A 25,518-nucleotide genomic window follows, 5' to 3' on the forward strand; every position below is an offset into this window, starting at 1 on the left:
CTACCTGTGACCGACGACCGCGATACCGGTCCCTTCTTTGCCGCCGCTCGGGAAGGGCGCCTCGATTATTGTGCCTGCGAGCCCTGCGGCCGGGGCATCCATCCGCCCGCGGCCTATTGCCCCCATTGCGGCGAACGCACGAGTTGGAAAACGGCGTCCGGTCGGGGCAAGGTCTATGCGTTCGGCGAGGTGCACCACACCGTCAATGCTGCGTTCCCGGCGCCTTATACGGTCGTTCTGGTCGAACTGGCGGATCAGCCTGACGTCCGGCTCGTGGGTCATATGGCAGGGCTGGCCCGGATCGAAGTCGGGGAGGAGATGGAAGTCTTCTTCCAGGACGCGGGCGAGGGTGTGGTCCTGCCGCAATGGCGGCCATCCGGAGCGAAAATCAGCTAAATCGGTATGGCGCTGCGGCTTGCAAAGCGTTTTGCGCCTTTATCGATCGACTGTACATCTCACGGCCGACCCACCGCCCACGGGGCATTGGGTGGCCGCAGCGTTGCATGCAGTTTAACCTGCGGCATCGAGGTCCACGACCAACTTGCCGATCGCCGTGCGCCCGCCGAGTTTGGCGATCGCCTCGTGCGCGGAGTCGAACGCGAAGGTCTGCGTCACCTTAGGGCTTATCTTGCCGGCCTTCCAAAGATCGAAGAGTCGCTCAACATGGTTCGCATTTTCGTTCGGATTGGCGGCGGCCCAGGCGCCCCAGATAACGCCGCGGATGTCCGCGCTCTTCAACAGTGCGAGATTCAGCGGGATCGAGGGGATACCTGCGACAAACCCGACCACCAGATAGCGGCCGCCCCAGGCTAGAGCGCGCAGCGCAGGCTCGGCATAGTCGCCGCCGACGGGATCGAACACCACGTCGGCACCGGACTTGCCGAGAACCGCTTTGAACGCACTCCCCAGTTCCTTCGATTGGTCTCGATCCAGCTTGCCGGATGGGTAGATGACCGTCTCGTCGGCGCCGGCAGACCTCGCCGCGGCCGCCTTTTCTTCGGAGGACACCGCCGCGACGACCCGCGCGCCGAATGCCTTGCCCAGCTTGATCGCGGCGAGGCCGACTCCACCAGCTGCGCCGAGCACCAGCAGGGTTTCGTTGGCGCGGATCGCCGCGCGATCGACCAGTGCATGGATGACGGTGCCGTAGGTGATCAAAAGCGCCGCGCCTTCCACGAAACTACGTTCCTCCGGCAGTCGAAAGAGGCTGCCGCCATCTATGGCGATCCGATCAGCAAGACCATTATAGCCAGGCACCGCGACGACGCGATCACCAGGCTTCCAGCGCGCCTCGCCTTCGCCCACACTTTCGACCACCCCCGCAATCTCCCCTCCGGGCGCGAAGGGCCGCGGAGGCTTGAACTGATATTTGTCCTCGATCACCAGCACATCGGGGTAGTTGATCGCGCACGCCTTGACGCCGACGATGACCTGGCCTGGACCGGCGGCCGGCTCAGGTGCGTCCGAGATGACGAGGGTTTCGGGGCCGCCGGCAGCGTTGGAAAGCAGGGCTCGCAAGGGTAACCTCCTGATGAACGGGAATGGATCCGAACGATGCTCCCTCACGCGGACAGCCATCGAGCCATATTTCGGTCCGTCCTAAGCCCTCGAAGGTCAACTGACGCAAAAGCTAGGAATTGCTGCACCGCCAGTTAAGCAAAACGCTAGTGTTCGGCACGCCCTCCACGCCGTAGCGTCCGGCAAGCCAATATTAGGCCGCGAAGATAGCGCAGCCATCAAGGGAGAGCCGAATGTTCCTGTCAAAAGCGCGGTTACTTTCAGGCGTGTCTTCAGGGCCGCTCTGGCCACTCGTGCTGCTTGCATCAGCACTCCCTGCGTCGGCCCATGCGCAGACCCAGCCGGATCCCGCGGCGGCTGAACCCGCAGTCGCCACCCGCGCGGACGGCGAAGATATCATCGTCAGCGCGCGCAGACGCAATGAGCGTTTGCTCGATGTGCCGGTCGCGGCCACCGGCGTCACCGTGACTGAAATCCGCCAGTATAACATTGCCTCCGTTGCGGACATTAAGCTAGCCGCGCCGCAGATCTCGTTCGATCGCGGTTTTACGGGTGGGGGCGCATCGATCTCTTTACGCGGCGTCAGTACTCAAAGCCTCGATGGGGGCCTCGAACAGTCCGTTCTGGTCGATCTGGACGGGCTCCCAACCAGCCGGGGACGCCTCATCAGCGACGGCTTGTTCGACGTTGCTACCATCGAAGTGCTTAAAGGACCGCAAGCGCTATTTTTCGGAAAGAACACGCCAGGCGGGGTGGTGTCGATCAAGTCGGCCGATCCGGGCAAGGAGGTCTCCGGGTTCATGCGTGCGGGTTACGAATTCCACGCGCAAACGGCGCAGTTCGAAGGCGCGATTGGCGGGCCGATCAGTGACACTGTGGGCGCCCGCATTGCTACCTATTACAGCAGTCGCCAAGGGTACATTCATAATCAGGACCGAGGCCGCATCGATCCTTTCAGGACGGCCCGCTTGCCAGTAGACACCGGTGGAACAGTATTGCCGCCGGCACCCCGTTTGCTGGGCGCCGAACGCCGGTTCGGGGTGAGAGGCACGCTTCGGTACGAGAATGGCGACAAGTTCGACGCAACGCTCAAGCTGCTCTATTCGAGCTATGTCGGCCAAGGCATGCCTAGCCTCAGTGAGGTTATGGCATGTCCCGGGGGGCGAACCCAGCCGGTCACGTCGATCGGCGGCGTCACCGTCGTAGACCCGACCGGCGACTGCAAGCTCAACGATCGAGTATCCAACGGAGCGCCGCCCCCCGATGTCATCGCGGCGTGGCCCGAAGTCCGTAATCATGGGAACGGAGAAACGTACTCGCGGAACCGCTCCTTTGTTCCAACTCTGAACATCAACTACAAGCTCGCCGACGACATCAGCATGACCTCGGTCACTGGACTCTACAAATATGATTACGTCAGCCAAGGTAACGCCGACGCAACATCGACCGCCTATTTCTGGTCATATAGCAACGAAAAAAATAAAAGCTTTGTCCAGGAGGTGAGAGTTCTTTCATCATTCGATGGTCCTTTCAATTTCACACTTGGCGGACTTTATGCTCACGATGATCGCACTGCCTTAATCGGCGCGATGAATGGTCCGGCTGCACGGGATCCGGCCACTGGCAAGTTTAATTCACATGATAATCGGCAGGAAAATACGGCGAATACCTTTTCAGTATTCGCCCAGGCTTCGTTCAAGCCGATCGACACGTTGGAGATTTCCGGCGGCGCGCGCTACACTCATGAACGCAAGACCGTCGCGGTGCAGAACACCTTCGTCAATCAGAACGTTGCGGCGTCCTATCTGCCGATGGGCAAGGTCGTGAGCGGCCGGCGGTCTCAGTCGAATGTGTCACCCGAAGCCACGATCAGTTGGCACGCGACACCCGAAGTGATGGTCTATGGGGCCTACAAGACCGGGTATCTGTCGGGAGGCTTTTCCAACCCCGGCACCCTGACTCCGACGATCAGCGTGCCCTCGCTGAGCTTTGATGCCGAAAAGGTCAAAGGCTTCGAGGGTGGGGTGAAGTTCGATCTCTTCGACCGCGCCTTCAGCGGTTCCCTGATCGGCTACCGCTATCACTATAAGGGGCTGCAGCTAACCGGTTTTGACATTACCGCATCTCCTCCTCAGTTCCGGACCCAGAACGCCGCCAGCACCCTGGTCCAGGGCGTTGAGTTTGAAACAACTGTCCGGCCGGCCGAGGGGCTCGCCATTCGAGGAAGCGTATTTTATAACGACGCTCACTTCGAGTCCTTCCCCGCCGCGCAATGTTACGCGGGCCAGACGGCGGCACTGGGCTGCAATGTGACGCTTCCCGGAACCGCTACTCGGCTTCAAGACTTGAGCGGCAAGGACGTGTACCGTTCCCCGGACTGGATTTGGTCATTGGGGGGCACCTACGATTTCGGCCTGGGTTCGGGCTACTCGGCGCAACTCAACGCGAACGTTCAGCATACATCATCGTTCTACGCGTCTCTGGGTCTCAATCCCACCAGCTTCCAGAAAGGCTATAAGCTCGTAAATGCTGGGGCGCGTCTAAGGCTGCCCGGCGATCGCTGGACCTTCGCAATCATCGGCCGCAACCTGACAAACAGTCGTTACGCGACGATCGGCGTCGATAAGCCTGGCGGCTTAGGAGAGACGTTTACAGTTGCTGGCGAACCGCGAAGCGTGTTTGCGCAAATCGAGTACGCATTCTGACTAGGCACGCTGACGCGCGCTTGCCGATGATTGATTGTCCGCGTGTTACGGCACTCCCTGCCGGACAGGCGGCCGGTCGGCGGTTTAAAGTGAAGGGCTGGTAAGTCGGTGGAACGGCCGCATTATATCGTTGTCGGCGCGGGGTCGTCAGGGGCCGTGCTCGCCAATCGACTTTCTGCGTCGCCGGGCACAAGCGTCGTCTTACTGGAAGCCGGCCGGCGGCCGGATCACGCCTTGATCCGAATGCCCAAAGGCTTCGCAAAGCTCACCGGCCGGCCCGACATGGCGTGGCATTACACCACGGAAGCGCAGGCCCATCGCGGCCGCGGGCCGGAGCTTTGGCCGCGCGGCAAGACCCTCGGCGGATCGAGCGCCATCAACGGCATGATCTATATCCGGGGCCAAGCCGCGGATTACGAGGCCTGGGAGGCGTTGGGCAATCCTGGCTGGGGCTGGGGTGAGATGCTGCGCTGCTTCCGCGCCATGGAGGATTTCCGCGGCCCGGCAAGCGACGCGCACGGCAAGGGCGGGCCGCTGGCCGTGACGCCTGGCCATTTCCGCTATGATCTGGCCGACCGCATCATCGACGCCGGCGTCCAAGCTGGGCTGCCACGCACGACGGACTTCAACTCCGGGGACCAGGAAGGTGTCGGCTATTACGATCACACCATTCGCGATGGTCGCCGCGAAAGCTCTGCTGCCGCGTTCCTGAAGCCGATCAAGGCGCGGCCGAACCTGCGGATCGTGCAGAACGCCCTGGTCGACCGGATCATCGTGGAGGACGGCCGAGCGGTGGGCGTTTCGGCGCGTATCGATGGAGAACCGGTCGAGCTTCGCTGCACGGGCGAAGTCGTCGTCGCAGCCGGCGCGCTGCAATCGCCGAAGCTCCTGCAGCTGTCAGGTATCGGTTCGGGCGCGTTGCTGCAGCACCTTGGCATCCCGATCGTCCGGGACTGCGCCGCCGTCGGCCAACACATGCTCGAGCATGTGGGGATGGCGGTGAACTTCCGAATCCGCGTTCCGGGCAACAACCGACTCCTGCGCGGAGTGGGCTTGGCCGGTAGTGTGCTCCAATATGGGCTTGCGCGCCGCGGAATCCTCAGCACCGGGCCGTTTGAGGTGGGCGCATTCGGGCGGTCGCGCCCGGAGGTGGACCGACCGGACTTTCAGTTGTTCCTGGCACCAATCAGCATGGCGCCGGTGGGACCGGGCACCTACGTCGGCGGGGTCGAGAAGCTGCCGGGGCTCACCGCCGCCGCCTATAACGTTCGGCCGACAAGCGAGGGTCATGTCACCATTACCTCGCCCGATCCGGACGCGCCGTTGCGCATCCAGCCCAACTCGCTGGCGTCGGCGGAGGACCGCAGCACCGCCATCGGAATGATGAAATTCGTCCGGCACATGATGGCCATGCCGGCGCTCAGGGAGGTTGTCGGACCCGAAACCGAGGCGACTGCCTCCGCCCAATCGGACGAGGAGCTGGAAAGGCTTCTCAATGTCAACGCCCGCTGCGGTAATCACGCGACCGGCACTTGCCGCATGGGCCCAGGACAGGACGCGGTTCTCGATCCGCAGCTGCGCGTTCGCGGCATCGAAGGGCTGCGGGTGGCCGACCTTTCGTCGATGCCAATCATTCCGTCCGGGAACACTAACGCGCCGGCCATGGCACTGGGCTGGCGTGCCGCCGAGATCATCCTAAAGGGCTGACGCCCCTACGCTTACGCAATCAAGGAACAGCACCATGGCACAAGCTTACATTGTCGACGCCTTGCGCACTGCGGGTGGCCGCCGGGGTGGCAAGCTTGCCGACTGGCACCCGGCCGATCTTGGCGGGCTGGTCCTGGATCGTCTCGTGCAGCGAACGGGCGTCGATCCGAGCCGGATCGAGGACGTAATCATGGGCTGCGTACTCCAGGTCGGCGAACAGGCCTTTCAGGTCGGCCGCAACGCCGTTCTGGCCTCGAGTTTGCCGGAGTCCGTTCCGGCCGTCACCATCGATCGACAGTGCGGCTCGTCGCAGCAGGCGCTGCAGTTCGCCGCCCAAGCCGTGCTGTCGGGCACGCAAGACATCGTTATTGCCGCAGGCGTCGAAAGCATGACTCGGGTCGCGATGGGCAGCCCCGTCACGCTTGCGGCAAAGGCCGGTATGGGGGTGGGCCCGATCAGCGACCGCATCGAGCAGCGCTATGGCCGGAGGGAGTTCAGCCAGTTCGATGGCGCCGAGGCGATCGCCGTGAAGCACGACCTCGATCGCGAGACCTTGGACGCATTTTCGCTGGAAAGTCACCGCCGCGCGGCGCAGGCACGCAATGCCGGCGCTTTCGTGGCAGAGATTGTGCCCGTGCCGATCGAGACCGGAGAGCATGTCCATGACGAGGGGATTCGAGATGACGCGACTCTCGAGGGCATAGCGGGAGTCAAGCTGCTGCGCGAAGGAGGGCGCCTCAGTGCCGCTTCGGCTAGCCAAATTTGCGACGGAGCCTCAGCTGCGCTGATCGTCAGCGAGCGTGCGCTGAAGGATCACGGCCTGACGCCCATCGCCCGGATCGACGGCTTCTGCGTTACCGCCGGCGATCCGGTGATCATGCTGGAAGAGCCGATCGCCGCCACGCGGCGTGTTCTCGACCGGGAGGGCCGTAAGATGGGCGACATTGATCTGTTCGAAGTGAACGAGGCCTTCGCTTCGATCCCACTCGCTTGGGCAAAGGCGCTCGACGCCGACCTTGGTCGAGTGAACATCAATGGCGGATCAATTGCCCTTGGCCATCCGCTAGGGGCGACGGGCGTGAAACTCATGGCGACTCTCGTCCACGCGCTGCGCGCCCGAGGCGGGCGATTCGGACTACAGACCATGTGCGAAGGCGGAGGTATTGCAAACGCGATGATTGTCGAAGCTTTGTGACGCGCAGGTGAGAGCGCTCAAGACATACCGCCGGAACCCGGACTATGGTTCCGGCGCCTTCCGCCGCCGCATCCGCCTGATCCATCGCGCCGGTGCCGTGCTCGGCATGCTCGATGACAACAACCATGCGATTTGGGTGAGGCTTCGCCACGCCGAGGGCGCAATCACCGCGATCTCCGGTGGGTTTCATCGCTGGCCCACGACCGGTTGCGTCGATGCCGAGATCCCCCTTCAGAGCCTGGTCGGGATGAGCGCCGCGACGCCGTTAAGCGAGCTGTACCATGGCCTGCCTCTGCTGAACTGCACCCACATGTTCGACCTTGCGGTCATGACAATGCGCCATGCCGGACGGCCGGAGGGACGGCGTGTATGGGACGCAGTGGTGCCGGACGCGCCTCAAGATGCCCTGGTGGCGTCGGTCGAGCTCGACGGCGCACTGGTTCATCGGTGGAAGTTGAGTGGCGACATCATTATGGAGCCTGCCGCGCTCGCAGGGCAGAGTGTCGTCCGCAGGTTCCTGCCCTGGGCGCAGGCGCACTTTACCGGCGATGCCCTCGAAGGCGCGCTGATGCTGCGCATGGCCGTGTTCGTATCCCTCGCCCGGCGCTATGTGACCGACGACCGCGACCGTCCGCTGGCGGACTTTCCTGAACGGCACGGAGTTTGCCACGCTTATTCCAGCCCGCGGTTCGAGCGATCCATCCAGCGTGCGGGAGCCGTGGTCGATCAAAGCAACGGCGTGGTGGAGCAGCCCGAACCCCGGTTTAGCTGGTAGCCCGCTCAGGCAGGTAGTTCCTGAGCATCATCTGATGGTTCTTTGCCAACCTCCGCCGCCGCATTGAGATCGCGACCGACATGCCGCGCACCCATCCAAAACGCCGCGGCTGCGATCAAATCCACTAGCATGCCCACGATCAGCCCGTAACGCAGGGCCTCCTCGCCCAAGGTCGGCATCAGATAATCGCTGATGGCCCCGACCAGGAGCGGGCCGATACCCATACCAAAGGCGCTTGCCGCCATGATCATCAAGGCGTTGGCGAACGCGCGAGTCGAGGCCGGAACAAGCGACTGCGTCGTCGCATTGCACGGCGCGATATACGCGTTCAGCAGCACTGAGGGGATGATCGCAAGCATCCACGATAATTCGTACGAATCTACGCAAAATTGGGCCACTGCGAAGGGAACGGTCAGCAGGGAAGCCAGCATGGGCACCCAAAGGGCCCAGCGCCCGTCGCGTCGGCCTAGGACGTCCGACAAAATCCCGCCGAAGAAGGTGCCGATGAGACCGCCGATCCCGGTGTAGAGGCCAAGGCGGCCGGCGATTTCGCTAAGGTCGCGGCCGTGGAGCCGGACGTAGAACGGCGTCGACCAGCTCATAAAGGCATAATAGGCGACCACGTGGAAGGCAATGCCGGCGAGCAGGAAGCGGAAGCTGCGGATCTTCCAAAGCGCCGCAATCGTGTCGCCAAGCGAAAGTGGCCTGACGCCTTCAGCCTGGACAGCATCGAAGTTGCCGCGCGGTGGCTCGCGGAGCGTGAGCAGGAAGACCGGCACGAACAAGAGCCCCGCCAGGCCGACGATAAGGAACGTGGTCCGCCAGCCGAAATGCTCAGAGAGCCAACCGCCGAGCATCAGTCCGAACATCGTGCCTAGGGGCAGCGAAATGCCCCAAACCGCCTGGGCGCGCCCACGTTCATGCCGAGGAAAATAGTCGGCAAGCAGGGAGTGAGTGGTCGGCGAGGTTCCCGCCTCTCCGACGGCGACGCCCATGCGCAGTAGCAGTATCGTTACCAGGCTGCCGGCAAAACCGCTCAGCGCTGTCATCATGCTCCATACGCCGAGCGCCAAAGAGATCAGGCGGGTCCGGCGTGTGCGATCAGCCCAATATCCGATCGGCAAGGCAAAGCCGGTGTAGAACAGCCCAAACGCCGCGCCGGTGAGCAAACCCATTTCTGAATCGCTGAGGCCGAGTTCCTGCTTGATCGGAACCTGCAGCACGAGGATGATCGTGCGGTCGATATAGCTGAACAGCGCAACCGCGACGAGCAGCGCCAGAACATAGAAGCGATAGGGTGTCGGCGGCGCGGACGTCGGTACAGTCATATTGCACCAGCATTCGGGGAGGCGAAGCGCGCTAGGCCTTCTTGCGGTCTCTGTCCGGTTGGTCGCGAAAGTCTCAACCTCAAAACTCCTGCGTACCGACCGCTAGCCCTGATCCTATAGGCAAGCTTACACTGGCGAACCTAGCGCAAAGGATGACATGCCCGATCAGCTGCGCAGGCTGATGTCGCCATCGAGGCTCGGGAGAATCGTCTCGAGTTCTGCAACGACGTCCTTCAAATGCGCGAGCATGAGGGCCGCGGCCTGGTCGCCGTCGCCGGCAAGGATGCAGTCGGCGAGAACCTCGTGCGAGTGGACAGTAGCGTGCGTCAACTCAAACTCGGGCGCGAAGATCCTGACCTGCTCTGTGACGAGATAGCCAACGGCTGCAAGGATGAGCGCTAAGACTGGATTATTCGCCGCTTCGGCGACCATATCGTGAAATGCCAAGCCGGATTCCACGTTCCTGTCGTCGTGCGTGCCATGGGTGGCGAATGGCCGGATCAGCCGTTCGACCTTCTCCCGGTCCGGGCACTCCGCTGCCAGACGGGCCAGTATCGGCTCCACGGTCAGCCATGCGTCGAGCAATTGCCGCAGATTGATCCGCGACATGATGAGGTAGAGGCCAAGCGTGCGTGACAAATTCGCCGGGTCGATCTGTCCCACCTCAGTCCCATTGCCGGGGCCGGTGCGGATAGTGATCAATCCTTGCACCTCAAGAAGACGCAAGCCCTCGCGCAGAGACGATCGGCTTACATCATATTCCTCCAGCATTTCGGGCTCTTGCGGCAGTTTGTCTCCGGGTTGCTGGCCGCGCTGCGCGATCTTCTCGATTATCTGCAGAGCGACCTGCTCCGATCGCTTGCGCGCACGGGTGCCACTCTTTTCCTTGCGCCGTTTGGGAGTCGGCTCCGATTGCGTCCCAGTCACGGCCGTTCGCCAGCTGTTTCGGCCCAAAGGTCCGCCGGTCGCATTGACACGATAGACACGCAGCCGCCTCCTTTTCAGTCAGTCGGAAGAGGGCAGCGGCTTGGCGTTGAGGACCTCCAGAACCTCTCCCCCGAAGCCCAGGGCTCCCGCGCCCGGCTTGGTGCAAAGCATCTCCAAACCAGTCGATTCAGAGCGATAACGCTTTCCCAACAGGCACCCCCCCTCAAATCCAGGTTTGATCGTCTGCGGCACGGCTTCCACGTCCAGAGGGGACATTGCGACCCCACCGCATTCGGGAACGCCTTCACCGCGGGGCGGCCTGACGACGATTGCTTCTGCGCTGCAAACGTGGCTTTTCCATCGGCTGCCGGGCTTGATCACTTTATCGTCCTTCACTTACCATTGCTTCGCGCCAGGCCGCTTCCGCCAGAGGCGCGACGCGTGCTGCCTGCTCGCGGGCGTGCGGATCGACGGCATTTCCCGCGATTGAGCGTGCCGCAACGCCCTGAATGATCGCCGCCACGCGAAACAGGTTGAACGCCTTGTAATAAGCAAAGTTCTCGATCTTGTCTCTGCCTGTGCGCGCGCAATAGCTGGCGACGTAATCCTCCAAAGTGGGGATCCCGCGCGCGTCCAGGTCATGTTCGGTCAGCACGCCGCGCGGGTCGACTCCGGGGGGCCGGTACCATTCCATCAAGTGATAGGTGAGGTCGGCGATCGGATCCCCTGTCGTCGCAAGTTCCCAGTCAATGACCGCAGCTACCTTCGGTTTGCTGCCACCGAATATCAGGTTGTGGAACGAATAGTCGCCGTGGACGAGGGTCGGAGAGACCGCGGGCGGCACACTGTCACGAAGCCAGGCGATGACGCGATCCATCGCGGGAATGTCGCTCGTCTTCGAGGCCTCATATTGCTTGGACCAGCGCCCCACCTGCCGCTCGAGATAGTTCCCGGGTCGCCCGAAATCGGCAAGCCCGGCTCGGTCGAGATCGACCGAGTGCAGGGCCGCCAGCGTTTCATTGGCTGAGTCATATGCAGACGCCCGTTCTTCCGGGGACAGATCCGGCATTGCGTTGTCGAAGAAAATGCGGCCGGGCACGTGGGACATGACATAGAAGGCGCTGCCGATGACGTCCGCGTCCTCGCAATAGGCGACCGGGCGGGGCACCGGCAGACCTTCGGCGTGCAGCGCGCTGATGACTCGATATTCGCGGTCGATGGCATGAGCGGACGCGAGCAAGATGCCGGGCGGGCGGCGGCGAAGGACGAAGTCGCCGCCGGCGCACTTGATCAGGTAGGTCGGGTTGGATTGACCGCCTTGGTATTGGCGCAAGTCGAGGCCGCGGGCGTCGATCCCCGCATCGGCGAGATAGGCGGCGAGCGCACCGGGATCGATCTCATAGCCTAAGCGCACTTCGCTGTTCGCACCCAGATATTTGACGGCGGGGGCCAAGGTGGCCGTCACAGGACCACGCCCCCGTCGATCCGCACGATCGTGCCGGTCACATAGCTGGATCCGGAGCTTGCAAGATAAAGCGCCGTCGTGACGATTTCCTCGGCGCGGCCCATGCGCTTCAGCGCCGACGGAGCATCGGCTTCGTAGGAGTCCCGCCAGTTCTTCGTGATGTCGGTCCAGAACGGCCCCGCCATGATCGCGTTGACCCTGACCCCTGGGCCAAACTCCATCGCCTGGGCGCGGGTGAGGATATTCATCGCCCCCTTCGCAGCGGCATAGATCGGATATTCCGGACTGGGCCGCACCGAACCGATGCTGGTGACGTTGATGATCGACCCGGACGTCTTGCGCAGATGGGGCTCAGCCAAGGCGGACAGACGAAATGGCCCCTTGGTGTTTACCGCCACCGTCTTGTCGAACAATTCCTCGCTGATCTCCAGAGAGCTCGGTGCGGTCGGTGCGATGCCTGCGTTGTTCACGAGCGTGTCGAGCCGACCGAATTGCTCGATCGTTTGATCGATAAGCTTATCGAGGCCATTCCAATCGCCGACATGACAGGTAATCGCGACCGCACGACGGCCGAGCGCCTCAATTTCCTTCACCACGTCTCCGCAGGCTTCGGCCTTGCGGCTCGATACTACTATGTCCGCGCCGCGCTCGGCAAAGCCGATGGCGATGGCCCGGCCCAGTCCGCGACTGGCACCGGTCACGATCACGACCTTGCCGGTGAAGTCGAAGGGATCGCTCATTCGGCTGCTTCCGCGTATTTGCCAAACTCCATTCTCGCGATCTGACGCATGTGCACCTCGTCGGGGCCGTCCGCGATCCGCAGCATACGGGACGTCGCCCACATTTCGGCGAGGCCGAAGTCTTCGGAGACTCCCGCGCCGCCGTGCGCCTGAATGGCATCGTCCAAGACCTTCAACGCTACGCGCGGCGCGGCCACCTTGATCATGGCGATCTCGGCCTTCGCGATCTTGTTGCCGACCGTGTCCATCATATAGGCAGCCTTGAGGCACAGCAGGCGCGCCATTTCGATATCGATGCGCGCTTCGGCGATGCGGTTCTCCCAGAGCGACTGCCGCGACAATACTTCTCCGAAGGTGCTGCGGGTCGGCAGCCGGCGCGCCATCGCTTCCAATGCTGCTTCGGCGACCCCGATCGAGCGCATCGCATGGTGAATGCGGCCCGGCCCGAGGCGGCCCTGAGCGATCTCGAAGCCACGGCCCTCTCCGAGCAGCATGTTCGTGGCGGGAACACGTACGTTGTCGAGGATTATTTCAGCATGACCGCCATGTGGCCCGTGATCGTAGCCGAAAACGGGGAGCATGCGCTTGATCGTGACGCCCTGGGTATCGCTGGGCACCAGGATCATGGACTGCTGACGATAAGGCGCTTCGTCCGGGCTGGACTTCCCCATCAGGATGAAAATCTTGCAGCGCGGGTGGGCAGCGCCTGAAGACCACCATTTCCGACCGGTTATGACATATTCGTCACCTTCGCGGCGGATGCTCGTCTGGATGTTGCGGGCGTCCGACGACGCGACGCCTGGCTCGGTCATGAGGAACGCAGAACGCATCGTGCCTTCCATCAATGGCCTGAGCCAGGCATCCTTCTGCTCGCGCGTGCCGTAACGCATGAGCACTTCCATGTTGCCTGTATCCGGGGCCGAACAGTTGAAGACCTCTCCCGCGTAAGGAAGCTTGCCCATGATCTCGGCTAAGGGAGCGTAGTCGAGATTGGTGAGCGTCTGACCCTCCCAAACGAAAGTGTCGTCGACCGGCTCATGTCCACTTTGTGGCGGCATGAACAAGTTCCAGAGTCCCTGCGCGCGAGCCTTGGCCTTGAGCTCGTCGACTACTGGAAGGGCTTTGAACCTCTCCCCGGCGCGATCTTCTTCGTGGTAGCGAGTCAGCGCGGGGATGATCTCGTTGTTCGTGAAGGTCTGGATCCGATCAATCCAGTATCGCTGTGACTCGGTGTAATCGAAGTTCATATAGCCTCTCCGGCAAGTCGGAATGCCCGGGCCACGGAGGGCGCTCGGATTACGTGTCTTGTCAATTATGATCAGAAACCCGTCAACCTGTCCTCATGCAGAGTTTTTTCCGGTCCTCGGACCCGCTCCGGACTGGCGAATCCGCCAAAATACGCCCCAGCAATCTATTGGTCCTACGCAAGAGTTCGTCCGCGAACGCGTAGGGGCCGATTTCCTTCAGAAGCGTCCGATTTGGCGCTTCCACGCTAATCGCGGCATCTGGCAAAGCGCTCATCAGGTTGCCGAGATCCAGAGTTCCCTGTCCCGGAGCAAGGCGGTGGTACCGTGCCTCCGCGATCAATCGGTCAGTCTCGGTCGGATGTTCAGATGGGGCGTCACATAGCTGCAGGCAGGGAACCAGTTCAGGATCGAGCGCGCCAAGGTCGCTCCCGGAACGGTGGAAGTGCAGCGCATCAACCAAAATGCCCGCGCCGCTTCGCGACGTGTCCAGGAGGGATTTTGCAGCTGTTAGCGACGATATCGCTGAATAGGAGACAAATTCGACCAACGCTCGGACCGAGTGAGAAGCGCAGAGCTCCTCGAGCGCTGCGAGGTTTTCCGCGGCACGGATCTGATCCGGATCGTGGGAGCAGGTAACCAGATAGCGTCCGCCGAGCGCCGCTCCGCGAGAAATTCCCGCTTCAAAGTCCGCCACCTGCGTGTCTGGCCGCAGCGCGACAAACTCGATCTCGTGCGCGACTAAGCCTTCGCCGTCCAAAAACCGGGCGATCTCAGTTACTTCTGATGGAATGATCAGCGACGGAAGTTCGGCAGCTGTCACCTCGGCCGCTCCACCGAGGGTACGAAGACCCACCGCGCCAAACCCGCTGGTCGCGGCGGCACGCAGATATTCTTGCGGCGAATTTTCGCCGAACGACTGCGGCGCCAATGATAGCCAGGGACGATCGCCGATCGCGCTCATAATCGCGCAGCGTCAAATCGATCGTTGCAACGCGTTCGGTCTACCACGCGGACCTGGAGCGATCGAGCAGTAGCGGGCTTGGCGCCCAGCGGGGGCCGTTCTCCTGTGCAAGCCGGGCCGCAAGCGCAACGATCCGATCCAGTCCGACGGAGTGGCCCCACCACATCGGTCCACCCTTGTGAGCGGGAAAGCCGTAACCGTTCACCCAAACCACGTCGATGTCGCCTGCGCGCAGTGCTGTTCCGTCTAACAATTCGTTTGCACCTTCGTTCACCAGCGGCATGAACAGGCGGTCACGAATGTCCTCGTCGGACAGCTCCATGGGTTCGGCTCCGCGCTCCCGCACGACGTCCGCAATCAAGGCGAGTGCTTCCGGATCGACACGCTTTTCGCGGCCATCATAGGCGTAGAATCCTCGGCCCACCTTTTGTCCAAGCCGACCGGCGGCGACCATCCGTTCCAAGATCGGCGACATGCGGTCACCCGGCACGGCGGCGGCCCGGCGGGGCTTGCGCAGAAGCACGCCGGTGTCCAGGCCGACCATGTCCCACATCGTCAAAGGCCCGATCGGCATACCGAAGTCGGTCGCTACCTTGTCGATCCGCCCAGGCGATATACCGGCTTCGAGCAGGAAGTCTGCCGTGTCCATGTAAAAGCGGACCATTCGGTTGCCGATGAAACCGTCGCAATTCCCCGCCAGCACGGTAACCTTGCCCAGCGCGCGCCCGACAGCCATCGCTACGGCGACCGTTTCGGGGGCGACAAGCGAGCCGCGCACGTTCTCGAGCAGCCGCATGACGTTCGCCGGAGCAAAGAAATGCATGCCGACTACCTTTTCGGGACGGTTCGTCGCGCGCGCGATCGCATCGATATCGAGGCTTGAGGTGTTGGTTGCCAGGATGGCGTCCGGGTCGGCCGCCGCATCGAGCTGAGCGAAGACTCGCTTCTTTAGCTCGAGATCCTCGTACACAGCTTCGATCACCAGATCGACGCCCTGCAGCTTTCCGTAGCCGACCTGATATTCAATCAAAGCGATTGCGGCATCAACTTTGGCCTGCGACGAGGATCCGCGTGACACCGAAACAGCGTAGTTCTTGTCGATGGAAGCACGACCGCGAGAGAGGTTCGCCTCGTCGATGTCGATGAGGCTCACTGGGAATCCGGCATTCGCGCAAGCCATGGCGATGCCGCTGCCCATCGTACCCGCTCCAATCACAGCGATCTTCCTGACGGGCTGCGCAGCTTCCGGAATGCTGTCGATCTTGCGAGCTTCACGCTCAGCAAAAAAGTAATGCTTGAGCGCGGCGTGGTCCTGCCCGGCAAGCAGTCGTTGCACTTCGGCCTTTTCGAACGCCAAGCCTTCGAGCGGGGGAAGGGTACAGGCGGCCTTGATGCACTCGATGATAGCCAGCGGGGCCTCGGCTCCGCGCGAGATGGCTGCGACCTTCGTCTTGGCGGTCCTGAAGAAGTCCGCATCGTATCCGGATACGCGGTCCTGCCTGTCGATTACTTTGGTCGGCAGAGGGCCGTTGGTGATCGCCTCCGCGCGGGCGACCGCACCCAAGATCAGATCGTCAACGATCTCATCCACGAGACCGACCTTGAGGGCATCATGCGCCGTGATCGGATTGCCCTTTGTGATGAAGTCGATGGCGAACTCTGGTCCAGTGAGCCGTGGAGTACGCTGCGTACCGCCGGCGCCGGGAAGAATGCCGAGTTGCACCTCGGGGAGACCGACCTTAGCGGACGCTACGGCGACGCGCGCGTGGCAGGCCATCGCAATCTCCAGGCCACCGCCGAGCGCGGTGCCATGAATCGCAGCGACGACCGGTTTCCTACAATCCTCGACCGCTTTAATTACGTTCCAAATCGTCGGCTCGGAAAAAGAAGCGGGCTTATTGAATTCCGTGATGTCGGCGCCTGCGATGAACGTCCGCCCAGTCGCGGCAAGAACGATCCCATCGACCTTCGGATCTGCGATCGCACGTTCGAGCATCCCGACTATCCCCGCCCGTACCGCGTGCGAAAGGACGTTCACCGGTGGGTGGTTGACACGGATGATGGCGCATGAGCCGTTCCGCTCATAAAGAACTGCAGACATAGAGACTCCCCAAGGCCCGGGGACGTGCAGTAGAGCAGCGGCAGTCCTCCGCTCACTCTCCATTCCGCTAGGATGAATCAAGGTATCCGCATGCTAACTGCAGCTCTGATAACTACATCTGCCGGCACAGTTCCGAAGGCATCAGATGAATATCTCGCTCCTCCTGGAAATGGCGGCGGAGGCCGCGCCCGATCGCTTCGGCCTCGTTTGCGACGGCAAGCGCTGGACTTATAATGATCTGCTAGCCGCCGCTCGGGGCGCCTGCGAACTGATCAAGAAAACGAAGGTGGAATACGTCGCCCTTCTCGATGAGAGCAGCGAGGCGGCGGTAATCGCCTTGTTCGGCGCGGCGCTGGCTGGCGTGCCTTACTGCCCCCTCAACTACCGCTTGGCTGACACCGACCTGGCGGCCCTTCTGCAGCGCCTCACTCCGGCGCTGGCAGTCGGCGATCGCGAGCGGGTGGTACGCATCGCTGGGGATCAGGAGCACACGGTGCTGACGCGTGAGGCGTTCGTCGCGGAAGCGCGGGAGCTTGCTCCGGGCCAGGAAGACCGAGAATACTACTGCGGCGAGGGCATTGCCGTGCAACTTTTCACCAGCGGCACCACGGCGACACCGAAGGCTGCGATCTTGCGACATGCGAATCTGCTTGGTTACATCCTCGGCTCCGTCGAATTTGCCTCGGCCGATGAAGATGACGCTGCGCTGATTGTGGTGCCGCCATATCACATCGCCGGCATCTCAGCGCTCATGTCGTCGATCTATGCTGGCAGGCGAATGGTCATGCTGCCGGCGTTCAGCCCCGAGGACTGGCTTGCGCTGGTACGCGAGGAGAGGGTGACCAACGCTTTCGTGGTGCCCACAATGCTAAACCGGATCGTCGCGGAGATGCACAAAGCGCCCGGAGCCGAGGTCTCTTCACTGCGTGCCATAGCCTATGGTGGTGGAAAAATGCCGCTCGAAGTTATCCAGAAGGCACTCGCGTTGTTCCCTCACACCCATTTCACTAATGCCTATGGGCTGACCGAGACCAGCTCCACTATTTCCCTGCTTGGCCCCGATGACCATCGGCTGGCCGCCCAGTCGGAAGATCCCAAGATCCGCGCGCGGCTAACGTCGCTTGGGCAGCCGCTTCCCAGTGTCGAGATCGAAATCCGTAACGAGAGCGGAAAGCGGCTCGGACCGGGCGAGCACGGTGAGATCTATGTGCGCGGCGATCAAGTTTCAGGCGAATACAGGGAGACGAGCGCCCTGGTCGAAGGCGGGTGGTTCCCGACTCGAGACGCCGGTTACATGGACGAGGACGGATATTTGTTCCTCTCCGGACGCGCCGACGACGTGATCGTGCGTGGGGGCGAAAACATCTCGCCGGGAGAAATCGAGGATGTCCTGCTGACCCACCCGGCGATTAGCGACGCTTGCGCGTGCGCGATCGCGTCGGCGGAATGGGGGGAGGCGGTGGGTGTCGCGGTGGTCGTGCGGGCAGGTCACGCAACTCCTTCCGACGGCGAGGTCAGGGCATTGGTGCGTGCCCGTTTGCGCTCCAGCCGCGTACCCGAGAGGATCGCCGTGGTTGCCGAGCTGCCGTACAATGACATGGGCAAGTTGCTGCGCCGCGAGGTGAAGCAGGTTCTTCTGACAGGCACTCTCTGCGAATAGCCTCCCATTCGCACGGGCCAGTTCCTAATCGGCGGTTTTCACGCGCTATAGCCGGCGTCGGCGCCAATGATTTGGCCGCTGATGTCGGTCGCGTCATCAGACAGGAGCCAAAGCGCAAGTGAGGCGATGTTATTGGGGTCGACATATCGGCGCAGCACAGTGTCCTGCATGAAGTTCTCGACCAGTGTCCTCTTGTATTTGGGTAGGTTCGGGATTTCGTCGACCTTGTCGGTATCGACAACTCCCGGCGCGATCCCGTTGCAGCGAATGTTCATGGCGCCAGCATCGCGGGCAAGTTGCCGGATCATGCCCCCGACGGCCATTTTGGGAATGCTCGACATCCCGTCGTAAGCCGCAGTGCGCAGAATCGCGGCGGTGAGCAGAACCACGATCGGACCGCCCCCAGTAAGGGCCATGCGTCGGGCTGCTGACTGCATGATGTGAAAGCTGCCATAGACATCGAGCTCCATCACGCGTCGAAATTCCGCGAATTCGGCTTCTTGGAAGGGGTACACCGCAAAGAGAGATCCCGTCGCGCAAAGCACTCCGGACAGGTGCCCGTCGATGCTTTCCGATCGAGCAAGGAAGCTATCAACGGCTTGAGCATCGCGGATGTCGACCTGATCCGCTTCCACGTCCGCACCATCTTCGCACAGGCTACGGGCGAGCGCCTTGGATTGATCTTCCTGTGACCAGTAGGTGAAACGAATTCGATGTCTCGACGCCAATTTGCGAACGATGGCTTGACCGATGCGGCCGCTTCCTCCGAACAACGCAATGGTACCCATGGAGCGTTCCTTCAGCTAGGCACATCGTGCCTCCCGTTCTGGCGCGGCACGGGCCGGCGCTGTCGAACTAGGGCACGTACTTCGGCCGATCGCTTCCTAGTCGCCTGAGCGCCTCAGCCACCTCTCAATAGAGTTAGCTCGCGATTTTCGCTTCGCCCGAGCCGCGCGGCGGCTGGGTGCGCGTGCCAGATTGCAACTTAGGCTTTGCTGCAGCATCGCGCGGCCATAACATTTCTATCGTGTGCGCCCATAGCAGGTCTGTCTTATCGCTGCTGGTCAGCACGAGCGAGACAATGAACTCGAAAAAAACAACACGGCGTGGGCGATTCGGAAAGCGGCGGCACTCGCTGCATTGAACGACTGCATTATGGGGTTGCGATCAGCCGCCGTGACGACGCGCGCCGCGTCCATCGAACGGATCAATATCCGACCGATTTCGGTCAACCCTTCTGCGGTCATGTTTCGGCGCAATCGCGCTTCGATTTCCTGGACGGTGCGGGGCCCGAGATCGAGAGATGCCAGCTCGACCGCGCGCGCCCGGATCCCCTAGGCGATCTACTCGCGGGTAATGATCAGATTCTGGCCGCGATCGTCTACGGCGCGCACCATGATGTGGGTGTGCGGGTGGCTTGTATTGAATCGCGGTTCTCACGCCTCGGCGCCGATTTGCGGCACCGGGTCTGCCTAATCAGATTTCCGTGCAAATCAAGCTCTTGAGGCAGCTAATGAAAACAAGTGAATGATTCGCCGGGCCATCGGGCAGCAGGGGCGCTGGGGTGCGCTGTGTTCGACCAGCATCATTGCTATCAGGACCGCAAACTTAGGCAACTAGGTGGTCGAGTCCCGTCAATACGGGAACCAGGCGCCAAGCTTCGAGATTCGAGCCGGCCAGCGGTCTGCTCGAGTCAGTCAGTGTCTTCACATCAACGTGGTCATCTCGGCAGTCGCGTGCTGTATCCTCGACAAATACTGGGCTAAACATAAATGCTACAGGTTCAGCAAATGTTTGCTGGTCTTTTGCAGACTGTCCAGGGGCCGCTCATGCTCAGCAATACGCCGCCACAAGTGCTCGGCCGGTTCCTTTCTTAGTTCGAGCTGCCGCCTATTTTTGTCGAATCCGCCGTACGTGCTTGCCGCCTGTTAAATAGGACAGTCGACGCGATCTTCTACGATGTGCCTGGTCCGCGGAGACTTGGGCGATGCGGATGGGTCGCCGCACGCGAGGGCGAGAAACTTCCGTCGCGTACGTCCGACTTCGACGTCCTGAGGGACCCTGGACGAGTCGCTTCTCTTGATCGATGGTTTCTCCCGTCGTGCGCCGATCTAAAAACGTCGAGGCTTACAGGGAGAAGATGTGGCAAGCCGAGATGGACTCGCAACTCATCTGTCTTCGTGGCCGCGCAGGCTGACCTCGGGTCAGAGCAGCTGATACATCACAAGCGCATCTACGTAGCCGGCCGTAGGGTGCAGAAATGCTTGAGGGAGACGACCAACTGTCTCGAAGCCGAGCGAGTGCCATAATCGTACAGCGCGCTCATTGGTGCTCACGACAAAGTTGAACTGCATCGCACGGTAACCGCGGCTGCGCGCGTACGCCAGCGAGTGCTCGCACATCCGCCGGGCAACGCCTCGCCCGGCGGCCACCGCGCTCGTCATGTAGCCGCAGTTGCAGACGTGGCGACCGCCGCCGGGCTGGTTCGGCCGGATGAAGTAGGTGCCTACCACGACTCCATCATCTTCGGCGACGAACGTCTCCTTGTCGGATGCCGTCCAATAAGCGAGGGCGTCAGCCTCGCTCATGCTGGGATCGAGAGAATAAGTTTCTCCTCGGCGAATTGTCGGCACGATTATTGCTGAAATGGCTGCAGCGTGACGCCGTTCGGCTGGTCGTATAAGCATGCGGACTGGAATAGCTCGTGGACGAGAGGACTGCTATCGATGGCCAGCCAATGGTTCGCAGTTGGTCGTCTGCCCATTGCAACCGGGCGCGCGGGACCTTCGGCGCCTTCCAAACCTGCTGCGAGCGATCCTATCGACTGGCCAGTTGCCCTGGGGTGAGTATTAGAGACGCGAATGTGGAGCTCTCCGGCTTCTGGGTTATCGCTGCCATCACGGCACCGAAAAGAGACTTCGGGATGGCTTTGGAGCTTCCTCTATAAGCCCCCGCGGAACACCATTTTTCTATAAACAGATGATCGGCAGGCGAAACAACATCGTGAAGGATGTCGACTTCAATAAGTCCCGGAAGGCCCGGCACCGCGTTGGCCAGCTCTTCAAGAGCGGCGCACAGATCATCGCTCTTTCCGGGCGCCGCGGTCATCCGGTAGATCCGTGATACTGTCATGGTCACTCCCGGGCCTCCAAACTGAAGCAGCTGTTGTCAGAACAAAGAATCGAACCTTAAATTTCATTAGCCTGTTACCAAGCAGGCAACCTGCTCCAAGTTCTCAGCGCTATCGAACAAATCGCTCGAATCCGCTCATGAAAGTTATGCATGTCCATAACTGCATAGGACCGGCAGGCATTATCCAAACCCTCATTCTCGAAGGCTTTAATAGGCCATGGATCACTTTCGGATTATCGAGTTCAATGGGTAGCGACACGCAGATAACCGCATAAAGAAAATGCATTAGAGCGGACCCGCTCGCTTCGACTATTCGACTTGGCATGTAGTCGAAGGACCCGCTTGGGACGTGCCCGAACGAAATTACCATTCTCATGTCGTTGGGCCACTGCCACGACCACCACAGCAGATGACGGCCTGGCGTTCTCGCTATGGCGAGTTTTCCGGCAATCCGGCGATAAGCGCCGAGCCGATCTCACCGGCGCAGTACAAGGCGGTCGAGGACCGCGCGGTCGACGAGTTGATCGCGCTTCAGGAGCGCTCCGGTCTCGACATCATGACCGATGGCCATGTGCGGCGCTCGACCTTCCTCGAACCCCTGAGCGGCGCGTTGAACGGTGTCGGAATCTTGCCAGGACAGGGCAGATCCCGTTCCGGCGGCATAGCTGTGACGGCCAAGGTTTCACGCAAGCGCTCCATGACAGTGGAGGAGTTCGTTTATCTCCGGTCGAGGTCGACCAAGCCCATCAAGATATCTCTCCCAAGCCCTTTGTCCGCGCTTGGCCTTCATGTCCCGGAATATTCTGCCCGGGCTTATCCTGATCCGTTTGATCTTGTCCGCGATCTGTCGGACCTTATTCGCCACGAGTGCGAGGAGTTAGCGGTTCTCGGATGCGAGTTGATCCAGCTCGACGTCCCCCTCGATTGGCTCACTCACTCAGAACCTCGAGACGATGCCCGATACGACATAGATCCGGAAAGGCTATTGGCCGACGGGCTCGAGATTCTGAACGCCACTGTCGACGTGCCGGGCGTCAGTTTCATCTTGAATGCGAGCGTCACCGGGACGGCAAATCGCGCTGCAAATGCCGGCGGCGGGTTCGCGGCCATTGCCAAAGCTGTGTTCGAAAGATGCTCGCGCTTTTCCGGATTCGTGTTCCCGATCCGACCTGCGCAGCTCGACGACATCGCGGCACTGGCACACTGTCCCCCAGACAAGACGATAACTCTGGGGCTGATCGACGTATATGTCGATCATCTGGCCAAGTCGGGCGACGACCTCCGCAAACTTCTCGCTCGGGCATCTCGCTACCTGCCAAAGGAAAATATTGCCGTGACGACTCACGGAGACCTGCGGGAATCCAGCATGGAACAGGCCGAGAAGGTCCTAGGGTCTCTCGTCCGAATGGCAGACGAAATCGTGGGCAGGGACAAGCCGGCACGGTCCTCCCGCGCTGACGCCGGCGCCCAAACACGAGGTAGATGAATGTATCTCGGTATCTTTCTTGGGCCCTCGTCGCGAGGGCCCGGCAATGATCACGATGTGATCAGGCTCTGTCTCGATCAAGCCGCGCAGGCGGCGAAGGCGGGGTTCGCTCTCATCACTTTCGTGGAACAGCACTTCAACAGCTACGAGCCTTATTGCAATCCGTTCCTGATAGGCGCCCGCCTGTCTCCCTATCCTAAGCAGGCCTATTTCGGCACGACTATCGTGCCGCTTCCCTTACACCATCCTTTGCGTCTTGCCGAAGATATCAACGTTCTTGATGTCCTGACACGCGGGCAACTGATTGTCGGGCGGTCTGCCGGCCGCGTCGGCTACTCGCGAGACCTCGAAAATTTCGGCGCTGACCTTAAGCGGCGTCACGAGATGTTCGCGAGTAAGCTGGACATTATGCGGCGCGCCTGGGTCAAGCAGGCGGACGATCCGGACCTGATGATCGAGACCGACTTCGATGTTCGCGCCGTCAGCGGGCCCGAAGCTCGGATGATGCCTGCCCCATACCTCGCGGGTGGCCCGCTTCTGGCCGTCGGGTCGAACACGGATGCTACAACACCACAGGCGCGCTCGGCCTGCCGATGTTCCTCGCTCCATGCCCGCTCGAGACGGCGGCCCGAAAGTTCATGCTTTATCGCGCTGCGCTGGGCGGTGCCGGCCATTCTGACGCGTCGGTCGCTCGCAAATTGCAGATGTCGATGGTCACAAAGGCAGTCATTGTCGGTGAGACGGATCTGGCGGCGCAGCTGCGAAGCGATCGCAGGGTCACGGACATCATGCGGACAACGCCGCCGAGAACGACCGGTGTCGGTCGCACTCAAATCATGAGAGCCCAATTATGACTGAGCAAACTCTGTCCGTATCTCGATCGCATCCCATCCTCGCCACCACCGAGGAGATTGTAGACGAAGCCCGCAACGGACGCATGTTCATTCTGGTCGATGACGAAGATCGAGAGAATGAAGGCGATCTTGTGATCCCTGCCCAGATGGTGACACCGGCCGCGATCACATTCATGGCACGGCACAGAAAAAGATTGATCTGCCTCGCCTTGTCTAAGCCGCGAGTCGATCAACTCGGACTCACGTTAATGAGCACCCGCAATGAGACACGACACGAGACCGCATTCACGGTCTCCATCGAAGCGCGAACAGGGGTGACTACGGGGATTTCGGCTGCCGATCGAGCGCACACGGTCGCAGTGGCGATCGACGCATCGAAAGGTCCTGAGGAAATCGTCACCCCGGGCCACGTCTTCCCGCTGATCGCACGCCCCGGGGGCGTACTTGTCAGGGCCGGTCACACGGAAGCAGCTGTCGATGTGTCGCGGCTTGCCGGTCTCAATCCTTCGGGCGTCATCTGCGAGATCATGAAGGATGACGGTACGATGGCGCGCATGGATGATCTCGTCGCGTTCGCGCAGCTGCACGGCCTCAAGATTGGAACCATCCGCGATCTCATCGCCTTCCGACGCCGCCATGATCACAACGTCGAGAAAGTCACCACCGCCAGCTTTGAAAGTCGCTGGGGTGGGGACTGGCAAGCGATTACCTATCGTAACAAGGCCGTGGGCGCCGAAACTCTTGTTCTCGTGAAGGGCAAGCTCGATCTCTCCCGCCCGACCCTCGTCCGGATGCACGCACTGAATATATTCGCCGACACGCTGGGCGAGATCGGCGCGCGCAAGGCCTTGCTTGCCTCGGCCATGCAGGCGATCGCAAACGAAGGCAGCGGTGTCGTCGTCGTGTTGAATCGCGGCATGCAGCTTTCCGAGATTGTCCGGAGCCGTGCCGAAATAGCTGTGCCCGAGATGGAGGCGCTTCGCGATTACGGGATCGGCGCCCAAATCCTTGCCGAGTTGGGCATCCACGAAATGGTCCTGCTCACGAACTCGCATCGGACGCTTGTCGCGCTTGATGGTTACGGCCTGAACATCGTCGAAGAGCGTCGTCTCTGACGATGATGAGGTTTCCTGCACGCGATCTTTTCTGCGGACGATCCAAAGCTTCGGGCGCGCAGCCAATGCAAGGAAGACTGGCATGATTGACGAAGCGAGCTTCCGCCGCGTTCTGGGGCACTATCCCACGGGTGTCTGCGTCGTGACCGCAATCGACGAGGACGGCGCGGCGGCAGCATTGGTCGTGGGATCTTTCACTTCAGCATCGCTCGATCCGCCTCTGGTCGCCTTCTTTCCCGGAAGGCGGTCAACTACCTGGCCTCGCATCGAGGCAGTGGGCAGATACTGCGTGAATATACTTGCCGACGATCAACGGCTCTTGTGCAAGCAGCTGGCGGCAGCGGGGCCGGACAAGTTCACCGGTGTTTCACATCACCTGTCGGCCAATGGCTCGCCGCGGATTGAAGGCAGCGTTGCCTGGATCGATTGCGATCTTGAGGCCTGTCACGAGGCGGGAGACCACAGAATCGCCATTGGCCGTGTGACGGATCTGGAAGTCAGGAATTCAGTCGATCCGCTGGTATTTCTGCGCGGCGGCTTCGGGACATTCGCTCCCCACCTGGCGATCGCATAAGCCAGTGATGCGCGAAGCGTCGGCACGC

At 61.4% G+C, this 25,518-nt stretch carries 23 protein-coding genes; 11 read left to right on the forward strand and 12 right to left on the reverse strand.

The features are described 5' to 3' along the window. Positions 1 to 6: 6 nt before the first annotated feature. Complete coding sequence (locus tag ACFSCW_RS06450) at positions 7 to 396, forward strand: Zn-ribbon domain-containing OB-fold protein (protein ID WP_380888033.1); 390 nt, start codon at positions 7 to 9, stop codon at positions 394 to 396. Positions 397 to 510: 114 nt separating this feature from the next. Here ACFSCW_RS06450 and ACFSCW_RS06455 read toward each other — a convergent pair whose 3' ends face one another. Continuing rightward, positions 511 to 1,518, reverse strand: a complete 1,008-nt coding sequence (locus ACFSCW_RS06455) for an NADPH:quinone oxidoreductase family protein (protein ID WP_380888034.1) — start codon at positions 1,516 to 1,518, stop codon at positions 511 to 513. 233 nt (positions 1,519 to 1,751) lie between these two features. Between ACFSCW_RS06455 and ACFSCW_RS06460 the strand changes: the two genes are divergently transcribed. From ACFSCW_RS06460 to ACFSCW_RS06475, 4 genes are all read left to right on the forward strand, one after another. Beyond that, entirely contained in the window at positions 1,752 to 4,223 is a 2,472-nt protein-coding gene (locus ACFSCW_RS06460) for a TonB-dependent receptor (RefSeq protein ID WP_380888035.1), read from the forward strand. 108 nt (positions 4,224 to 4,331) lie between these two features. After that, positions 4,332 to 5,930, forward strand: a complete 1,599-nt coding sequence (locus tag ACFSCW_RS06465; protein WP_380888036.1) for a GMC family oxidoreductase — start codon at positions 4,332 to 4,334, stop codon at positions 5,928 to 5,930. A 34-nt stretch (positions 5,931 to 5,964) separates the two neighbouring features. Next, complete coding sequence (locus ACFSCW_RS06470; protein WP_380888037.1) at positions 5,965 to 7,125, forward strand: acetyl-CoA C-acetyltransferase; 1,161 nt, start codon at positions 5,965 to 5,967, stop codon at positions 7,123 to 7,125. A gap of 7 nt (positions 7,126 to 7,132) precedes the next feature. Beyond that, positions 7,133 to 7,900, forward strand: coding sequence for a hypothetical protein (locus ACFSCW_RS06475; protein WP_380888038.1), 768 nt, complete (start codon positions 7,133 to 7,135; stop codon positions 7,898 to 7,900). Between the two features lie 5 nt (positions 7,901 to 7,905). Here the strand turns inward: ACFSCW_RS06475 and ACFSCW_RS06480 are convergent, their stop codons facing one another. The 8 genes from ACFSCW_RS06480 to ACFSCW_RS06515 all read right to left on the reverse strand — a co-directional run bounded on the left by ACFSCW_RS06480 (position 7,906) and on the right by ACFSCW_RS06515 (position 16,669). Continuing rightward, positions 7,906 to 9,228: a spinster family MFS transporter gene (locus ACFSCW_RS06480; RefSeq protein ID WP_380888039.1), complete on the reverse strand. Its 1,323-nt coding sequence runs from the start codon at positions 9,226 to 9,228 to the stop codon at positions 7,906 to 7,908. Positions 9,229 to 9,393: 165 nt separating this feature from the next. Further along, the gene (locus ACFSCW_RS06485) at positions 9,394 to 10,155 is read right to left on the reverse strand and encodes a FadR/GntR family transcriptional regulator (RefSeq protein WP_380888040.1); all 762 of its coding nucleotides are present in this window, start codon (positions 10,153 to 10,155) and stop codon (positions 9,394 to 9,396) included. Positions 10,156 to 10,233: 78 nt separating this feature from the next. After that, a complete protein-coding gene (locus ACFSCW_RS06490) occupies positions 10,234 to 10,551 on the reverse strand; it encodes a hypothetical protein (protein ID WP_380888041.1) in 318 nt (105 codons plus the stop codon). After that, positions 10,538 to 11,620 (reverse strand): phosphotransferase family protein, encoded by a 1,083-nt coding sequence (locus tag ACFSCW_RS06495; RefSeq protein WP_380888042.1) that lies wholly within the window; start codon positions 11,618 to 11,620, stop codon positions 10,538 to 10,540. The genes ACFSCW_RS06490 and ACFSCW_RS06495 overlap by 14 nt, the downstream gene beginning before the upstream one ends. Next, positions 11,617 to 12,360, reverse strand: a complete 744-nt coding sequence (locus tag ACFSCW_RS06500) for an SDR family NAD(P)-dependent oxidoreductase (protein WP_380888043.1) — start codon at positions 12,358 to 12,360, stop codon at positions 11,617 to 11,619. Before ACFSCW_RS06500 ends, ACFSCW_RS06495 begins: the two co-directional genes overlap by 4 nt. Continuing rightward, entirely contained in the window at positions 12,357 to 13,607 is a 1,251-nt protein-coding gene (locus tag ACFSCW_RS06505) for an acyl-CoA dehydrogenase family protein (RefSeq protein ID WP_380888044.1), read from the reverse strand. Before ACFSCW_RS06505 ends, ACFSCW_RS06500 begins: the two co-directional genes overlap by 4 nt. A gap of 82 nt (positions 13,608 to 13,689) precedes the next feature. Further along, a complete protein-coding gene (locus tag ACFSCW_RS06510; RefSeq protein ID WP_380888045.1) occupies positions 13,690 to 14,568 on the reverse strand; it encodes a sugar phosphate isomerase/epimerase family protein in 879 nt (292 codons plus the stop codon). Between the two features lie 40 nt (positions 14,569 to 14,608). Further along, the gene (locus ACFSCW_RS06515) at positions 14,609 to 16,669 is read right to left on the reverse strand and encodes a 3-hydroxyacyl-CoA dehydrogenase NAD-binding domain-containing protein (RefSeq protein WP_380888046.1); all 2,061 of its coding nucleotides are present in this window, start codon (positions 16,667 to 16,669) and stop codon (positions 14,609 to 14,611) included. 145 nt (positions 16,670 to 16,814) lie between these two features. Between ACFSCW_RS06515 and ACFSCW_RS06520 the strand changes: the two genes are divergently transcribed. After that, the gene (locus tag ACFSCW_RS06520) at positions 16,815 to 18,329 is read left to right on the forward strand and encodes a class I adenylate-forming enzyme family protein (protein WP_380888047.1); all 1,515 of its coding nucleotides are present in this window, start codon (positions 16,815 to 16,817) and stop codon (positions 18,327 to 18,329) included. A gap of 38 nt (positions 18,330 to 18,367) precedes the next feature. Here the strand turns inward: ACFSCW_RS06520 and ACFSCW_RS06525 are convergent, their stop codons facing one another. Further along, a complete protein-coding gene (locus tag ACFSCW_RS06525) occupies positions 18,368 to 19,117 on the reverse strand; it encodes an SDR family NAD(P)-dependent oxidoreductase (protein WP_380888048.1) in 750 nt (249 codons plus the stop codon). A gap of 318 nt (positions 19,118 to 19,435) precedes the next feature. On the opposite strand from ACFSCW_RS06525, the gene ACFSCW_RS06530 reads away from it, so the two are divergent. Then, positions 19,436 to 19,834 (forward strand): hypothetical protein, encoded by a 399-nt coding sequence (locus tag ACFSCW_RS06530; protein WP_380888049.1) that lies wholly within the window; start codon positions 19,436 to 19,438, stop codon positions 19,832 to 19,834. A 699-nt stretch (positions 19,835 to 20,533) separates the two neighbouring features. Here ACFSCW_RS06530 and ACFSCW_RS06535 read toward each other — a convergent pair. Together ACFSCW_RS06535 and ACFSCW_RS06540 are read right to left on the reverse strand one after the other, a co-directional pair. Beyond that, positions 20,534 to 21,016, reverse strand: coding sequence for a GNAT family N-acetyltransferase (locus ACFSCW_RS06535; RefSeq protein ID WP_380888050.1), 483 nt, complete (start codon positions 21,014 to 21,016; stop codon positions 20,534 to 20,536). A gap of 130 nt (positions 21,017 to 21,146) precedes the next feature. Beyond that, the gene (locus ACFSCW_RS06540) at positions 21,147 to 21,437 is read right to left on the reverse strand and encodes a putative quinol monooxygenase (protein WP_380888051.1); all 291 of its coding nucleotides are present in this window, start codon (positions 21,435 to 21,437) and stop codon (positions 21,147 to 21,149) included. Between the two features lie 433 nt (positions 21,438 to 21,870). Here ACFSCW_RS06540 and ACFSCW_RS06545 point away from each other — a divergent pair, with 433 nt between their 5' ends. From ACFSCW_RS06545 to ACFSCW_RS06560, 4 genes are all read left to right on the forward strand, one after another. Further along, complete coding sequence (locus ACFSCW_RS06545; protein WP_380888052.1) at positions 21,871 to 22,947, forward strand: hypothetical protein; 1,077 nt, start codon at positions 21,871 to 21,873, stop codon at positions 22,945 to 22,947. Next, positions 22,948 to 23,787 (forward strand): LLM class flavin-dependent oxidoreductase, encoded by an 840-nt coding sequence (locus tag ACFSCW_RS06550; protein WP_380888053.1) that lies wholly within the window; start codon positions 22,948 to 22,950, stop codon positions 23,785 to 23,787. Between the two features lie 10 nt (positions 23,788 to 23,797). After that, positions 23,798 to 24,916, forward strand: coding sequence for a 3,4-dihydroxy-2-butanone-4-phosphate synthase (gene ribB / locus ACFSCW_RS06555; protein ID WP_380888054.1), 1,119 nt, complete (start codon positions 23,798 to 23,800; stop codon positions 24,914 to 24,916). Between the two features lie 82 nt (positions 24,917 to 24,998). Continuing rightward, the gene (locus ACFSCW_RS06560; RefSeq protein WP_380888055.1) at positions 24,999 to 25,490 is read left to right on the forward strand and encodes a flavin reductase family protein; all 492 of its coding nucleotides are present in this window, start codon (positions 24,999 to 25,001) and stop codon (positions 25,488 to 25,490) included. Positions 25,491 to 25,518 lie beyond the last annotated feature (28 nt).

Source organism: Sphingomonas tabacisoli, from assembly GCF_042678385.1.
Taxonomy (GTDB): Bacteria; Pseudomonadota; Alphaproteobacteria; order Sphingomonadales; family Sphingomonadaceae; genus Sphingomonas_B; species Sphingomonas_B tabacisoli.

What these genes read in the sequence shown, in the direction of transcription:
- ACFSCW_RS06460 (WP_380888035.1), top strand. Translation starts at nt 1,752, where the DNA reads ATGTTCCTGTCAAAAGCGCGGTTACTTTCAGGCGTGTCTTCAGGGCCG.
- ACFSCW_RS06470 (WP_380888037.1), top strand. Translation starts at nt 5,965, where the DNA reads ATGGCACAAGCTTACATTGTCGACGCCTTGCGCACTGCGGGTGGCCGC.
- ACFSCW_RS06480 (WP_380888039.1), bottom strand. Translation starts at nt 9,228, where the DNA reads ATGACTGTACCGACGTCCGCGCCGCCGACACCCTATCGCTTCTATGTT.
- ACFSCW_RS06500 (WP_380888043.1), bottom strand. Translation starts at nt 12,360, where the DNA reads ATGAGCGATCCCTTCGACTTCACCGGCAAGGTCGTGATCGTGACCGGT.
- ACFSCW_RS06505 (WP_380888044.1), bottom strand. Translation starts at nt 13,607, where the DNA reads ATGAACTTCGATTACACCGAGTCACAGCGATACTGGATTGATCGGATC.
- ACFSCW_RS06510 (WP_380888045.1), bottom strand. Translation starts at nt 14,568, where the DNA reads ATGAGCGCGATCGGCGATCGTCCCTGGCTATCATTGGCGCCGCAGTCG.
- ACFSCW_RS06515 (WP_380888046.1), bottom strand. Translation starts at nt 16,669, where the DNA reads ATGTCTGCAGTTCTTTATGAGCGGAACGGCTCATGCGCCATCATCCGT.
- ACFSCW_RS06520 (WP_380888047.1), top strand. Translation starts at nt 16,815, where the DNA reads ATGAATATCTCGCTCCTCCTGGAAATGGCGGCGGAGGCCGCGCCCGAT.
- ACFSCW_RS06525 (WP_380888048.1), bottom strand. Translation starts at nt 19,117, where the DNA reads ATGGGTACCATTGCGTTGTTCGGAGGAAGCGGCCGCATCGGTCAAGCC.
- ACFSCW_RS06535 (WP_380888050.1), bottom strand. Translation starts at nt 21,016, where the DNA reads ATGCTTATACGACCAGCCGAACGGCGTCACGCTGCAGCCATTTCAGCA.
- ACFSCW_RS06540 (WP_380888051.1), bottom strand. Translation starts at nt 21,437, where the DNA reads ATGACCGCGGCGCCCGGAAAGAGCGATGATCTGTGCGCCGCTCTTGAA.
- ACFSCW_RS06545 (WP_380888052.1), top strand. Translation starts at nt 21,871, where the DNA reads ATGACGGCCTGGCGTTCTCGCTATGGCGAGTTTTCCGGCAATCCGGCG.
- ACFSCW_RS06550 (WP_380888053.1), top strand. Translation starts at nt 22,948, where the DNA reads ATGTATCTCGGTATCTTTCTTGGGCCCTCGTCGCGAGGGCCCGGCAAT.
- ribB (WP_380888054.1), top strand. Translation starts at nt 23,798, where the DNA reads ATGACTGAGCAAACTCTGTCCGTATCTCGATCGCATCCCATCCTCGCC.
- ACFSCW_RS06560 (WP_380888055.1), top strand. Translation starts at nt 24,999, where the DNA reads ATGATTGACGAAGCGAGCTTCCGCCGCGTTCTGGGGCACTATCCCACG.